Below are 14,572 nucleotides of genomic sequence, written 5' to 3'. Positions count from 1 at the left end.
CAGGGGCAGCCGGCATTCCGCGGCACGCTGTGGCGCACATCTCAGGAAATTCAACGGCCATGCAGGGGAAGGGCTACGATCGGAACTGGCCTGCCAGGCGGGCTTGCACGTACCCGGGCGCCGTCCAGAACGGCCGGATCCCGGCCACCATGGCAGGGCGCCCAACATGCATCCCTGCCCGAACGTTTCGAGAATTGAGGACTCATCCCTGTGGTCAAGAATACTGAAATCAACCTTAGTACCGTCTCGCGGGACCTTAAGAAGAACCCCAGCGACGCAGTGGTCATCGGGGTGGGGCAGGGAAGCGACGGACCAGTCCTGCTGGACAACCCCCTCACGGCGAAGTCCGCGGAGGCCCTCGCTGACTCGCTCAAGGCACTTGGTATGACCGGCGCGGCGGACCAGCTGGTCCGCCTCCCCGGCCTGCCTGAGACCGGCGCCGGCATCCTGGTCCTCGCCGGGGTGGGAAAAGTGGCTGACGGCAGCCCGCCCGGGGGCGAATCCCTCCGCCGCGCGGCAGGATCGGCCATCCGGCAACTGGCCGGCCTCCCCACGGTGACGCTGGCATTCCCGACGGCGACCGTCCAGGATGTCACGGCTGTCGCCGAAGGTGCCGCGCTGGGCGCCTATTCCTTCACCGAGTTCCGGACTTCCACCGACGGGCTCAAGGATCCCGTCCGCAATGCCGTCATCTTCACGGAACTGGCAGGCAACACTGGCGTGGACTCCGCCCTGAAGCGGGCCGGTCTGCTGGCGAAGGCCGTCAACGCCACCCGGTCCCTGGTCAACACGCCGCCGAGCCACCTGTACCCGGAGTCCTTCGCCGAGGCCGCCAAGGACCTCGCCAAGGGCCTGCCCGTCAAGGTCACCGTCTGGGATGAGAAGCGCCTTGAAAAGGAAGGCTTCGGCGGCATCATGGGCGTCGGCAAGGGATCCACCCGGCAGCCGCGGCTGGTCAAGGTCGAGTACTCCCCCGCCAAGGCCGCCGCCAAAATTGCCCTGGTAGGCAAGGGCATCACGTTCGACACCGGCGGCATCTCCCTCAAGCCGGCCCTGAACATGGGCGACATGAAGAGCGACATGGCGGGCGCCGCCGTCGTCCTTAATACTGTCCTGGCCCTCGCCGGCCTGGGCCTGCCGGTGAAGGCCACCGCCTGGCTGTGCATCGCAGAGAACATGCCCGGCGGCGGCGCGTCCCGCCCTGCCGACGTGCTGACCATGTTCGGCGGCAAGACGGTGGAAGTCCTCAACACCGACGCCGAAGGCCGCCTGGTGATGGCGGACGGCATCGTCGCCGCCAGCCGCGAATACCCGGACGCCATCATCGATGTGGCCACGCTGACCGGCGCGCAGCTCATCGCCCTGGGCAACCGCACTGCCGGTGTCATGGGCTCGGAGGAAGTCACGGGCGCCCTCAAGGCAGCGGCGGACCGCGCCGGCGAGCTCGTCTGGCCCATGCCCCTGCCGGAGGAACTGCGGCCCAGCCTGGATTCCCAGGTGGCGGACCTGGCCAACATTGGCGAACGCCACGGCGGCATGATGACCGCTGCCGTGTTCCTGCGCGAGTTCGTGGGTAAGGACAAGGCAGGCGACCAGATCCCCTGGGCGCACATCGATATCGCGGGGCCGTCCTTTAACAACGGCAGCCCCTACGGCTACACCCACAAGCAGGGCACCGGATGCACCGTCCGTACCCTGGTCGCCTACGTCGAGGACATCCTGGCCGCGGCCTGAAAAGCTGTCCGGACGAAGGTTGCAGCGCCTGTGTCACGCGGTTCTGAAGTGCAGTGATTCCTGTACCACAGAGCCGCGTGACACTGGACACAAGCGCTCCACAAACACAGCGCCAAGGTGGAGCATGGATAGGTGGTTCGCTAAGGTGAACCACGGTAGTCACAAATGCAAGAGAGTTGCCCTGCTGACATAATCACGGCAGTGCAAGTTCCAAGACCAGATGATGCGCGCAGAACGCGTCATCGTTCACGCGAGGGAGCGTTTTAGTGGCCGATCAGGCAACTGCGCAAGAATTCGACATCCTGGTACTCGGTGGCGGCAGCGGCGGATACGCTGCGGCGCTGCGCGGGGTACAGCTCGGCCTCACCGTCGGCCTCGTGGAGAAGGGCAAGCTGGGCGGCACCTGCCTCCACAACGGCTGCATCCCCACCAAGGCCCTGCTGCACTCCGCAGAGCTGGCCGACCACGCCCGTGACTCCGCCAAGTACGGCGTGAACGTCACCCTCGACGGCATCGACATCAACGCCGTCAACGCGTACAAGGACGGCATCATCGCCGGCAAGTTCAAGGGCCTGCAGGGACTCATCAAGTCCAAGGGCATCACCGTCATCGAGGGCGAAGGCAAGCTGCAGGGCACCGACACCGTTGTGGTGAACGGCACCGCGTACAAGGGCAAGAACATCGTCCTGGCCACCGGCTCCTACTCGCGCACCCTCCCGGGCCTGGAAATCGGCGGCAAGGTCATCACCTCCGACCAGGCCCTGACCATGGACTTCATCCCCAAGAGCGCCATCATCCTGGGCGGCGGCGTCATCGGCGTCGAATTCGCCTCGGTCTGGAAGTCGTTCGGCGTGGACGTCACCATCGTCGAAGGCCTGCCCTCCCTCGTTCCCAACGAGGACGCCACGATCGTCAAGAACTTCGAGCGCGCCTTCAAGAAGCGCGGCATCAAGTTCTCCACCGGCATCTTCTTCCAGGGCGTGGAGCAGAATGACGACGGCGTCAAGGTCACCCTGGTGGACGGCAAGACGTTCGAAGCGGACCTGCTGCTGGTCGCCGTCGGCCGCGGCCCCGTCACGGCCAACCTGGGCTACGAGGAAGCCGGCGTCACCATCGACCGCGGCTTCGTCATCACCAACGAGCGCCTGCACACCGGCGTGGGCAACATCTACGCCGTGGGCGACATCGTCCCGGGCGTGCAGCTGGCCCACCGCGGCTACCAGCAGGGCATCTTCGTGGCCGAGGAAATCGCCGGCCTGAAGCCCGTAGTGGTCGAAGACATCAACATCCCCAAGGTCACCTACTCCGAACCCGAAATCGCCACCGTCGGCTACACCGAAAAGGCTGCCAAGGAAAAGTTCGGCGAAGACCAGGTCCAGACCCAGGAATACAACCTGGCCGGCAACGGCAAGAGCTCCATCCTGGGCACCTCCGGCCTGGTCAAGCTGGTCCGCCAGAAGGACGGCCCCGTGGTGGGCGTCCACATGATCGGCGCACGCATGGGCGAGCAGGTGGGTGAGGCCCAGCTGATCGTGAACTGGGAAGCCTACCCGGAGGACGTGGCACAGCTGGTGCACGCCCACCCCACCCAGAACGAAGCCCTCGGCGAAGCCCACCTGGCGCTGGCCGGCAAGCCGCTGCACGGCTAGGTTTCCCCAGCATTACCAGGCCCGGTGCACCCGGTCGTCCAGACCGGGTGCACTAGGCTTCCAACAAGGCAGCAATCATTCGCACTAAAGATCAATAAGGAGAACGGGGACGACATGTCTGAATCCGTTAACTTGCCCGCCCTCGGTGAGAGTGTCACCGAAGGAACCGTCACCCGCTGGCTCAAGCAGGTAGGTGACCGGGTAGAGGTGGACGAGCCGCTGCTCGAAGTCTCCACCGACAAAGTAGACACTGAAATCCCCTCTCCCGTAGCTGGCGTGATTGAAGAAATCCTGGTCGCAGAAGACGAGACCGCCGAGGTAGGCGCACCCCTGGTGCGCATCGGTGACGGCTCCGGCGGCGGCTCCGCACCCGCCGAAGAAGCTCCCGCTGCCGCACCGGCCCAGGAGGCTCCCGCGGAAGCAGCTCCTGCGCAGGAAGCACCGGCTGAAGCAGCTCCCGCCCAGGAAGCACCGGCACAGGAAACCCCCGCACAGGAGCCGCCGGCTGCCGGCGGCGGCGAAAGCCACGAGGTAACCCTCCCCGCACTGGGCGAAAGCGTCACCGAAGGAACCGTCACCCGCTGGCTCAAGGCCGTTGGCGACCAGGTGGAGGTCGACGAACCCCTGCTGGAGGTCTCCACGGACAAGGTGGACACCGAGATTCCGTCCCCGGTTGCCGGCACGCTGCAGGAAATCCGGGTCAACGAGGACGAGACCGCTGAAGTCGGTTCCGTGCTTGCCGTGATCGGTTCCGGCGCAGCCGCTGCTCCGGCACCCCAGGCTGCACCGGCCCCGGCTGCCGCTCCGCAGCAGGAAGCACCCAAGCAGGAAGCACCCAAGCAGGAAGCCCCGGCTGCAGCTGCCCCGGCACCCGCCCAGGAAGCCCCCAAGGCGACCCCCGCTCCCGCCGCTGCTCCCGCAGCCCAGGAGGCGGCACCGGCCGGCGGCTCCGAGTCCGGCTACGTCACTCCCCTGGTCCGCAAGCTGGCCAACCAGCACGGCGTGGACATCTCCTCGCTCTCCGGCACCGGCGTTGGCGGCCGCATCCGCAAGCAGGACGTCATGGCCGCCGCTGAGGCCAAGGCCGCTCCCGCTGCCGCTCCGGCCGCAGCTCCTGCCGCGTCCGCACCGGCCGCATCGGCTGCAGCTGCTTCCTCGCTGCGCGGCACCACCCAGAAGGCTCCCCGCATCCGCCAGGTCATTGCCCGGCGCATGCGCGAATCCCTGGAGATCTCCACCCAGCTGACCCAGGTCCACGAGGTGGACATGACCAAGGTCGCCAAGCTGCGTGCCCGGGCCAAGAACTCGTTCCAGGCCCAGAACGGCACCAAGCTGACGTTCCTGCCCTTCATCGCCAAGGCTGTTGCCGAGGCCCTCAAGCAGCACCCCAAGCTCAACGCTGCGTACGACGAGGAAAAGCAGGAAATCACCTACCACAACGCCGAACACCTGGCCATCGCCGTCGACACGGACAAGGGCCTGCTGGTTCCGGTCATCGCCGACGCCGGCAACCTGAACCTCGCCGGCCTGGCCGGCAAGATCGCTGACGTTGCCTCCCGCACCCGCGACGGCAAGATCGGCCCGGACGAGCTGTCCGGCGGCACGTTCAGCATCACCAACATCGGTTCGGTGGGCGCGCTGTTCGACACCCCGATCATCAACCAGCCGCAGGTGGGCATCCTGGGTACCGGCGCCATCGTCAAGCGGCCCGTTGTGGTTTCTGACGAAAACGGTGACGACTCAATCGCCATCCGCTCCATGATGTACCTGTCCCTGACGTACGACCACCGCCTGGTGGACGGTGCCGACGCAGGCCGGTTCCTCCAGACCCTGAAGGCACGCCTCGAAGAAGGCGCCTTCGAAGCGGACCTGGGACTGTAACCTTCAGAGCAGTACAACGACGGCGGTGCCGGCACGGGTGGGAAACCTCCCGCAGCCGGCGCCGCCGTCGCGGTTTTAAGCTGAAGCAGCCCGGGGCCGCCGGAGCTGACGTCCGCGTGGCTTTGCTACGGGCCGTAGAACTGACTGGCTAAGCTGGAGCCATGAATATTCTCTTCAACATCCTGGTCTTCCTGCACGTCGTGGGCGCCGCCATGATCGTGGGCTACTGGATCGCCACGATGCGGACCCCCACGGTGCACCCGCGCCAGCGTGACGGCGCCTTCCTGCAGCTCCTCACCGGCATCGCCATGATGGGCATCCTGCCGTTCCTGCCGGACTCCGACCCCAACTACGCCAAGCTGGGCATCAAGTTCGTCATTGCCGTCGTGGTTGCCGTCCTGGCAGTCATTGGAACCCGCAAGGTCAAGAACGGGCAGCCTGTCTCCACCGGCCTCGCGCACGGCGTCGGCGGACTGGCGTTGGTCAACATCGCCATCGCCACCTTGTGGCAGTAAGCGGCTCCATCCGCACCCTACGCCGGCGGCGCCCCCTTCACAGGGGCGCCGTCGGCGGCGTTTTAACGCCATGGTCACAATCCTCTGACAGCGGACAACCCGTGCGCCTGCGGTGCCGAATCCCTAGGATGGGTAGCGGCGGGGTCCTGGCAGCAGCCTGCCCCGGTAAGGATCAATCTGAGGAGTGACATGGCAGCAACACGTTCAGCAAACGCAGTATGGAACGGCAACCTGACGGAGGGTTCCGGCACCACCAGCCTGGCCACCTCAGGCCTGGGCACCTTCGATGTCACGTGGAAGGCCAGGACTGAAGCGGCCAACGGCAAGACGAGCCCGGAAGAGCTGATCGCTGCAGCCCACGCTGCCTGCTTCTCCATGGCCTTTAGCAATGAACTGGCCAATGCAGGCCACACACCGGAGGAAGTGCGCACCAAGGCAGATGTTACTTTCGTGCCGGGCACGGGCATCACCGGCAGCCACCTGACCATGTCAGCCCGCGTCCCCGGCATCTCAGAGGATGAGTTCCAGAAGATCGCAGCGGACGCCAAGGTGGGCTGCCCCGTCTCCGGCGCCCTCGCCAGCATCGACATCACGCTGGACGCCACGCTGGAGGCCTAGGCCCCGCCCCGCGCTAACCAAAACGCCCTGCCCGGCCGGAAGATTTTCCGGCCAGGCAGGGCGTTTTAGTTACCGTCTGGAGCTACGGCTGCTGGCTCCCCTGCCGGCGGGCCGGCAGGGGTGCGGGCTTCAGGCGGCGGTAGCCCGAACGGGCCGGCGGCCGGTCGGTGGGCAGTTCCTGGATCATTTCCTTCAGCGCCCCGATGCCGTACTCCAGCTGCGGATCGCGGCCCGCCGCGTAGGCGTGGGGCGGGTAGGTCACTTCGATGTCCGGATCCACGCCGTAGTTTTCCACGCCCCAGCCAACGCCGCCGCTGAACCAGTTGGCGTAGCGGGGCTGGGTGACGCCCGTGCCGTCCGCCAGCGCAAACCGGTTGTCGATGCCCACCACACCGCCCCACGTCCGTGTTCCAATGACCGGGCCGATGCCCCGCAGCTTCGACACCTGGGTGATGATGTCGCCGTCGGATCCGGCAAACTCGTCCGCAAGGATGATCACTGGCCCCCTGGGCGCGTGGTGCGGGTACGTGCGCGGTTTCTCCCCGCGCGGCATGCTCCATCCGGTGACCTTGCGGCCGATCAGTTCCGCCACCAGCTGCGACGTATGTCCGCCACGGTTGCGGCGGACGTCGACAATCAGGCCGTCGAGCGCTGTTTCCGTATCGAGGTCGCGGTGCAGCTGGGCCCAGCCGTTGGCCATCATGTCCGGAATGTGGAGGTAGCCGAAGGTTCCATTGGAGGCCTCCCGGACAGTCCGCCGGTTGCCGGCAACCCATTCCTGGTAGCGCAGGCGTTCCTCATCCTTGATGGGCACGACGGCGACCCGGCGCTGGGTGCCTTCAGCAGCACCGTGCCCAGGGCCGTTGAGGAGGGTCAGCTCCACGGCGCGGCCTGCTGCGCCCACCAGCTGCATGGCCGGGGTGACGACTTCGGACAACGGGACGCCGTCGATGGCCAGCAGGATGTCCCCCGCCCTGGCACCGACGCCAGGCCTGGTGAGCGGGGAGGTCGCGAGGGGGTCGGAGGACTCGCCCGCCAGGATGCGGGTAATTTCCCAGCCGCGGGCAGTGTGCGCGAGGTCCGCGCCGAGCCTGCCTTGTCCCCGGCTGCCACGTTCGGTAACAGGGGCGGGGCGCACGTACGCGTGGGAGGTCCCCAGCTCGCCGTGGAGTTCCCACAGGAGGTCCACCAGGTCATCGTGCGAACCCAGCCGTTGAACCAAGGGCCGGTAGCGGGCATGGATGGAGTCCCAGTCCTGCCCGGCCATGTCCTCGGTCCAGAAGAAGTCCCGCTGCAGCCGCCAGGCCTCATCAAAGGCCTGGCCCCAGACGCTGAGCGGGTCCATGAGGACGCGGATCCGGCCAAGGTCCACCTTGACCACCTTGCCGGAGTCTTCGTCCGCCTTGGCGTCCGATGGAACCACGGTGACCTGTTTGTCGGCAACGACTGCCACCTTGCTGCGGTCGCCGGAGAGGCGGTAGCTGTCCACGGCATCCACCAGGGTGGTCTGTTTGCGCCGTGCGATGTCATACCGGACCAGGCTGGGCCGGGCATCCTTGTCCTCCTGGCTGGCTTTTCCGTCGCCGGTTACGCCGGCCAGGGCGGAGTCGAGCCAGAGGAGGCCGCCGTCAACGGCCTTCAGCGAGGTGTAGTTGCCCTGCGGCACGGGGACACTGATGACCCGGTGCGCCAGTCCCTCCGCGTCCACGTGAACGGCAGGCACGGCATCTTCCCGTCCGTCGCCGCCTGCCGCGGCATCCGCGTTCGATGCGGTTTCCGGTTCCACGCCGGCAGGATCAACCGACGGGCCAAAGGGCGACGGCGTCTCTGCCGAGAGTGCCACCAGGTACGGCTTGATGGGGCTGGGGAACGAGAGGTCGAACGAATGTCCGTCGTACACGGGATCGAAGCTGCGGTTGGACAGGAAGGCGAGGAACCTGCCGTCCGGGGTGAAGGCCGGCGAGGCGTCGCGGAAACGGCCGTCGGTAACGTCCACCGGTTCGGCGTCGAGCCGCTCCACAGTAGCCAGCCGCAGCCGGCTGCGCGAACCAAAGGACGTGACCGGCTCGGACCAGGCCAGCCAGCGCGAGTCCGCGGACCATGCCAGTTCGGAAATGCTGCCTTCGCCGATGCTTGCCACCTGCGTGAGCTGGCCGCTGCGGGTGTCCAGGACGTAGACGTCGCCAAAGGATGTCCCGAGGGCAAGCCAGCGTCCGTCCGGGCTTGCTTCCAGCGAACTGGCACGTGACGGCGTGGGGACTATGATGCCTGTCCCTGCCGCGGGTTCCGGGGCGTCAGCTGCGGGTGCCGGAGCCGGGGCCACATCTGCCTGCTGTTCGTCGTCTGCGGCAACGTGGGGCGCACGTCCCTCCAGTACCGCCGCGCCGGCCGCGGGAACAGGCTGCGGCAGGCTCACCGTTTCCGTCCCTGCCGCGCCGGTCTCTGCTGTGTCTCCGGAACCGGGAGTTGGTGACGCTGGTGTTTCCGATGCTGCGGCGGCCTGGGTGGCGCCTGCCCCCGTGTGCCCGGCAGTGTGCGGAACCGGCGCGGCAATGTCCTTGATGTGCAGTGCTTCCACGTTGTCGTGGTCAGCGATGTAGGCGATGCGGCCGTCCCCCAGCGGCCGCGGCAGCCGGCCGCGGACTCCCGGGGTGGCCTCGATGATGCGGGACGGACCATCCTTGTGCCTCAGCCAATGGATGGTCCCGTGCGACTCCACCGCGCTGGCGGAACCTGCCACGTCCGGCGCCACCGCACCAAGGTGCTTGACGGCATCAAGGAGGGCAGGACGCCTGGTCTGCGTGGCCGAGCCGAGGGTGATGTCCAGCTTTACGGCTTCCGAGCCAAGATCACGGAGGATCCAGAGTTCCCCGGCGGATTCGAAGATGACCCGCTTTCCATCCGTGGCGGCGTGCCGGACGTAGAAGTCCTGGTGGTCGGTATGGCGGCGCAGGTCCTTTCCGCTGGGAAGGACCGAGTACAGGTTGCCGTACCCTTCGTGGTCGGACAGGAAGGCGATCCGGCCGTCCACCCACAGCGGATCGGTGAGGTTGCCGTCAAGGTCCGGCACCAGGCGCTCGAACTCGCCGTTGCCGTCGCGGTCGATCCACAACTTGCCGGCCGTCCCGCCCCGGTACCGCTTCCACCATGCCGGTTCACGCGACAGCACGCTTGCCAGCACCACGGGCCGTTCATCGCCGACCTCGGGGCCGAAGGCTACGGACTCCACCGGACCGTATGGAAGCTCCTGCGCCCAGCCGCCCTCCAGGGGGACGCTGTAGGCGTGGGTGTGCCGGCTCTCAGCCTGGCGGAAGGCGCTGGTGACCACGACGGAACCACCGGCGGTGAACCCCTTAACCTTTGTGGTGCTGTGGCCGAAGTAGGTGAGCTGCCGGTATCCGCCGCCGTCGACCTGTGCCGACACGACTTCCGGCGCCGTTCCCTGCACAACCGTCCACACCAGGCGCTTGCCGTCAGGGGTGAAACGCGGGTTGCGGGCGGGAAGCTGGAGCGACGAGACACGCCAGGCGCGGCCGCCGTCCAGGGGCGCAATCCACACGTCGTCCTCGGCCACGAAAGTGACCAGATCGCTGTGCACATGCGGGAAACGGAAGTAGCTCGAAGAGGTCATCGTTCGATCATAGTCAACCCCCCACCTGCGCAGCGGGAGGTACACAACGCGCGCTGCCATGGTGAGATGGACCATGCATATCGTCATGGCCGGCGCCTCCGGGCTCATCGGCACTTCCATGTCCGCAGCCTTCCGCAGCGCAGGCCACTCGGTGTCGACCCTGGTCCGCCGGCCGCCAGCCGGCCCCGCCGAAATCCGCTGGGACCCCGCCGCCGGCATCCTGGATCCAGGCGCGCTGGCCGGGGCAGATGCTGTGGTCAATCTCTCCGGTGCAGGCATCGGAGACAGGCCGTGGACGCGGAAGCGGTTGGAGGAACTGTTCAGTTCCCGGTTGGGGCCCACCAGGACTTTGGTGCACGCCATGGCGCAGCTGGATGCTCCGCCGGCAACCTTCATCAGCCAGTCAGGTTCGGGCTACTACGGCGATGCGGGTTATACGGTCCTGCGCGAAGACGCGCCCGCGGGTTCCGGGACGCTGGCGCAGATCTGCATTGAGTGGGAGCAGGCTGCCCACACGGCTCCGGCAGGGGTGCGGGTGGTAACGCCCCGCACCGGGGTGGTGTTCAGCCGTTCCGGTGGAGCACTGGGGAAGCTGCTTCCGCTGCTGCGTTTGGGCGTTGGAGGTCCGTTCGGCAACGGCCACCAGTTCTGGCCCTGGGTGACGCTTCCGGACGTTACCGCCGCCTTCCTTTTCCTCCTCGGCTCACCGGTCTCCGGCCCCGTGAATGTCAACGCACCGGAGCAGGCGGACGTCACCACGATCATCGGGGCCCTGGCCCACGCCATGCACCGGCCGGCCGTGCTGCGGGTTCCGGCACCTGTGCTGCGGACCGTCATGCCGGGCCTCGGCGAGGAGCTGCTGCTGTACAGCCAGCGGATGGAACCTGCGGTCCTGTCATCGGCCGGGTTCCAGTGGCAGCACGGACGTTTGGAAGATGCAGCCCGCTGGGTGGCCGGCAAGGGCGGCAGCGCCTAGCCGGAACCGGATGCCGCAAGGATGTCGCTAACGCGCCACCGGCCATCGACCATCACCAGGACCAGCCGAAGGGGCTGTGGCGGACTGGGAGCACCCGCTGCCAGCACCGTGCCATCCGCGCTGACTGTGTGGTAGCCGGAGGCGGCTGAGGTGACCCGGACTACGGCCTGGTGCGCGGTTCCCCCGTCTTCCACCACCATCCCGGACAGGGTGCTGGTAAAGCCGTCAAGGCGGCGCCTGGAAGCATGAAGTTCGCCGGCGGTGCGCTCGTCGGCGGCCGCTGCAGCAGACCCGGACGCGTTCACCTCCGACAGCAGTTCCAGCCTGCCGCTGCTGAAGGCATAGTCCCGCAGCGCCGCCAGCCCCTGCACGGCAAGTACGGGATCAACTGCGCCGGCCCGCTGCCGGGCACCGTCAACAGATGCAGCTGCGCCCGTTCCGACGGCGACCGCCCCGGATGGGTCCGCAGACACCGGCGGCGATACGTTTGCCGAGGCCCATATCTCCTGCCCTGACCCCGCGGACAGCCACCACATTCCCGCCGCGGCGGCGGCAACGGCCGGGACCATCACAGGCAGAAGCATGCGGGTACCCCGGGAGGCAAGGGGCGCATCCGCATGTTTACCCCGGGACTGCACCGCCTTTGACTGCCGCCGGTTCCTGTTCTCTTGTGGCACGGGCCGGGCGGACCAGCGGGATGTCACCGCCCGCCGCCGCACGCCCTGGAGTTTCGCCCGAAGGCTGCCGCCTTTTGGGGTGGCGGGAACGTGGCGCCGCGTCAGCAGCTCCGGCAGGACGGTGGGATGGACGGCATCCGAAAGATCCACGGGCTGGGGTTCGGCACTGCGGTAAACGGCCGTGGCCAGGGCCAGCGCGTCAGGGCGCAGCCGCCGGTCCTCGTTCAGTCCTGCTTCCAGGGCGGCCGCAAGATCCTTGGGGACGCCGGGAACCAGGAGGGACAGCGGCGGACGGTCGGCGGTGCGGCCAGGGGCCTCACCCGTCAGGCAGAACCAGCCCAGGGCGGCCACCGCGTAGACGTCCCGTCCCGGCTGGAGTCCGGCGCGGACGGCATCCACCGGCGACGGATCCAGGAAGCCCCCCGTACCAACAGTCCCTGTGCTGCCCGGATCGCCAAGCATCCGCGCAACACCCAGGTCGGACAGCATCGGTTTCCCCTGCCCCGTGAACAGCACGTTCCCCGGCGACACGTCCGAGTGCGTGAACCCTTTTCCATGCAGGTAGCCAAGTGCCTGGGCGATGGGGGTCAGAACGGTGACCGTCTCCCCCACGCTGAGCCTGCCACGGGCAGCCACCAACTGGGCCAGCGAGCCGCCGGCGGCATAATCCATGCTCAAGGCCGTGCCGCCGCCGGGTCCCGCCACGCGCACCGCGTCGTGGGCCTTAATGAGGTGCTGGTGCTCCAGGACGGACAGGATCCGGATCTCCCGCCTCACGTCCTCCTCGCTGAGGGCTGCGCTGCCCCGGATTCCACTGCACCCGGAGCGGAAGCACTTGAGCGCGAAATCCCTGCCGCTGCCTTGTTCCCTGGCCAGCCATACGTCGGCGCTGCCGCCCCTGCCCAGCAACCGCCCGACGTCGTAACCGGGAACCTCCGGCGCCTGTGCATCGTCCATACTGCATGTCTAGTCGAGTTTCGGCCGCGCCGCAGAAGTTATCCACAGGCCCGGCTGTTGCGGTCACAAAGCGGGCAGCCGGTGAGCTTGGACACTAAACCCGGCCGGCACGGCTTCGGGGTCTAAGCTGGATGCCATGACTCTTGAGTTTTCACGGCTGGGTCTTGCCCCTGACTTCGTTGATTACATGGAAGGCTGGGATGCCCAGCGCGAACTCCATGACAAGGTTGTCGCCGGAGTTGCGCCCAGCACAGTCCTGCTCTTGGAGCACGCCGCCGTATACACGGCCGGCAAACTGACCGAGGACCACGAGCGGCCGTTTGACGGCACGCCGGTTGTCGCCGTGGACCGCGGCGGCAAACTTACCTGGCACGGACCGGGCCAGCTGATTGCCTACCCCATCCTGAAGCTGAAGAACCGCGCCGGCATCCGTGATTACGTGGAGCGTCTGGAAGAGGTCATGATTTCCGTCATGGCGGACTACGGCATCACTGCCGAACGCATCAAGGGCCGCGCAGGTGTCTGGATCAAGGCCGATGCCAAGGGTCCGGACCGCAAGATCGCCGCCATCGGCATCCGCGTCCTGAACGGTGTCACCATGCACGGCATTGCCATCAACTGCAGCAACGACCTGGCACCCTACGGCCAGATCATCGCCTGCGGCATCACAGACGCCGGCGTGACCACCATGTCCCAGGAGACAGGCAGGGACATCCGGCCCGCGGATATCGTGGACCGGTTCGTGGAGGAATTCCGCAAACATGAAGAAGCATTGGTTTCGAGCCCTGAAGGAGCTCTACTGTGACATTGGCACCTGAAGGCCGGAAGATGCTGCGGATCGAGCAGCGAAACGCTGCGGTCCCGGTGGAACGCAAACCGGAATGGATCAAGGCCAAGGTCCAGATGGGCCCCGAGTTCGTCGGCCTGAAGAACCTACTGGCACCTGAAGGCCGGAAGATGCTGCGGATCGAGCAGCGAAACGCTGCGGTCCCGGTGGAACGCAAACCGGAATGGATCAAGGCCAAGGTCCAGATGGGCCCSGAGTTCGTCGGSCTGAAGAACCTGGTGAARAAGGAAGGCCTGCACACGGTCTGCGARGAAGCCGGCTGCCCCAACATCTTCGAATGCTGGGAAGACAAGGAAGCCACCTTCCTGATCGGCGGSTCCGAATGCACCCGCCGCTGCGACTTCTGCCAGATCGACACCGGCAAACCCTCCCCCGTGGACATGTTCGAACCCACCAAGGTGGCCCGCTCSGTCCAGTCCATGGCCCTGCGCTACGCCACCGTCACCGGCGTGGCCCGCGAYGACCTCGAAGACGAAGGCGTCTGGCTCTACGCCGAAACCGTCCGCAAGATCCACGAACTGAACCCCGGCACCGGCGTGGAACTGCTCATCCCGGACTTCTCCGGCAACCCCGACCACATCAARGCGATCTGCGACTCCGCCCCCGAGGTCTTCGCGCACAACGTCGAAACCGTCCCCCGGATCTTCAAGCGGATCCGCCCCGCRTTCCGCTACGAACGGTCCCTGGACGTCATCACCCARGGCCGGRACCTGGGCATGGTCACCAAGTCCAACCTCATCCTGGGCATGGGCGAAACCCGCGAMGAAATTTCAGAGGCCCTCCGCGACCTCCAYCAGGCCGGCTGCGACCTGATCACCATCACCCAATACCTGCGCCCCTCCGAACGGCACCTGCCCGTGGACCGCTGGGTCAAACCCCAGGAATTCGTGGACCTCCAGCACGAAGCCCAGGACATCGGCTTCCTCGGCGTCATGTCCGGCCCCCTGGTCCGCTCCTCCTACCGCGCCGGCCGCCTCTGGGCCACCGCCATGCGCAAAAAAGGCCGCGACATCCCCGCCGAACTCGCCCACATCGCCGACGGCATCCAGGACTCCGGCACCACCCGCCAGGAAGCCGCCACCCTCCT

At 67.0% G+C, this 14,572-nt stretch carries 10 protein-coding genes; 8 read left to right on the top strand and 2 right to left on the bottom strand.

The window, feature by feature from the left end; all coding sequences use genetic code 11:
- Positions 1-210: 210 nt before the first annotated feature.
- The 5 genes from ASG86_RS09785 to ASG86_RS09765 all read left to right on the top strand — a co-directional run bounded on the left by ASG86_RS09785 (position 211) and on the right by ASG86_RS09765 (position 6,397).
- Positions 211-1,734 (top strand): leucyl aminopeptidase, encoded by a 1,524-nt coding sequence (locus tag ASG86_RS09785; RefSeq protein ID WP_056333232.1) that lies wholly within the window; start codon positions 211-213, stop codon positions 1,732-1,734.
- A gap of 266 nt (positions 1,735-2,000) precedes the next feature.
- Positions 2,001-3,383 (top strand): dihydrolipoyl dehydrogenase, encoded by a 1,383-nt coding sequence (gene lpdA / locus ASG86_RS09780; RefSeq protein WP_056333229.1) that lies wholly within the window; start codon positions 2,001-2,003, stop codon positions 3,381-3,383.
- Between the two features lie 114 nt (positions 3,384-3,497).
- Complete coding sequence (gene sucB, locus ASG86_RS09775; RefSeq protein ID WP_056333227.1) at positions 3,498-5,264, top strand: 2-oxoglutarate dehydrogenase, E2 component, dihydrolipoamide succinyltransferase; 1,767 nt, start codon at positions 3,498-3,500, stop codon at positions 5,262-5,264.
- A 161-nt stretch (positions 5,265-5,425) separates the two neighbouring features.
- Positions 5,426-5,779 (top strand): hypothetical protein, encoded by a 354-nt coding sequence (locus tag ASG86_RS09770; RefSeq protein ID WP_056333225.1) that lies wholly within the window; start codon positions 5,426-5,428, stop codon positions 5,777-5,779.
- Positions 5,780-5,968: 189 nt separating this feature from the next.
- Positions 5,969-6,397: an OsmC family protein gene (locus tag ASG86_RS09765; RefSeq protein WP_056333222.1), complete on the top strand. Its 429-nt coding sequence runs from the start codon at positions 5,969-5,971 to the stop codon at positions 6,395-6,397.
- 82 nt (positions 6,398-6,479) lie between these two features.
- Here ASG86_RS09765 and ASG86_RS09760 read toward each other — a convergent pair whose 3' ends face one another.
- Positions 6,480-10,028 carry a S41 family peptidase gene (locus ASG86_RS09760; protein WP_056333219.1) on the bottom strand — a complete coding sequence of 1,183 codons (3,549 nt, stop codon included), beginning with the start codon at positions 10,026-10,028 and terminating at the stop codon, positions 6,480-6,482.
- Between the two features lie 73 nt (positions 10,029-10,101).
- Here ASG86_RS09760 and ASG86_RS09755 point away from each other — a divergent pair, with 73 nt between their 5' ends.
- Positions 10,102-11,004, top strand: a complete 903-nt coding sequence (locus ASG86_RS09755) for a TIGR01777 family oxidoreductase (protein ID WP_056333217.1) — start codon at positions 10,102-10,104, stop codon at positions 11,002-11,004.
- On the opposite strand, the gene ASG86_RS09750 is transcribed toward ASG86_RS09755, so the two are convergent.
- Positions 11,001-12,638 (bottom strand): protein kinase domain-containing protein, encoded by a 1,638-nt coding sequence (locus tag ASG86_RS09750; RefSeq protein ID WP_056333214.1) that lies wholly within the window; start codon positions 12,636-12,638, stop codon positions 11,001-11,003. The two genes, ASG86_RS09755 and ASG86_RS09750, sit on opposite strands and share 4 nt — an antisense overlap.
- 136 nt (positions 12,639-12,774) lie before the next feature.
- Between ASG86_RS09750 and lipB the strand changes: the two genes are divergently transcribed.
- The gene (gene lipB / locus ASG86_RS09745) at positions 12,775-13,443 is read left to right on the top strand and encodes a lipoyl(octanoyl) transferase LipB (RefSeq protein ID WP_056333212.1); all 669 of its coding nucleotides are present in this window, start codon (positions 12,775-12,777) and stop codon (positions 13,441-13,443) included.
- Between the two features lie 98 nt (positions 13,444-13,541).
- The coding region (lipA, locus tag ASG86_RS09740) for a lipoyl synthase (protein WP_056333965.1) at positions 13,542-14,572 on the top strand (1,031 nt) is incomplete at its 3' end.

Source organism: Arthrobacter sp. Soil764, from assembly GCF_001428075.1.
Lineage (GTDB): Bacteria > Actinomycetota > Actinomycetes > Actinomycetales > Micrococcaceae > Arthrobacter.
The sequence above is the reverse complement of the archived record's forward strand: the minus strand, read 5'-3'. Positions and strand labels throughout refer to the sequence as shown.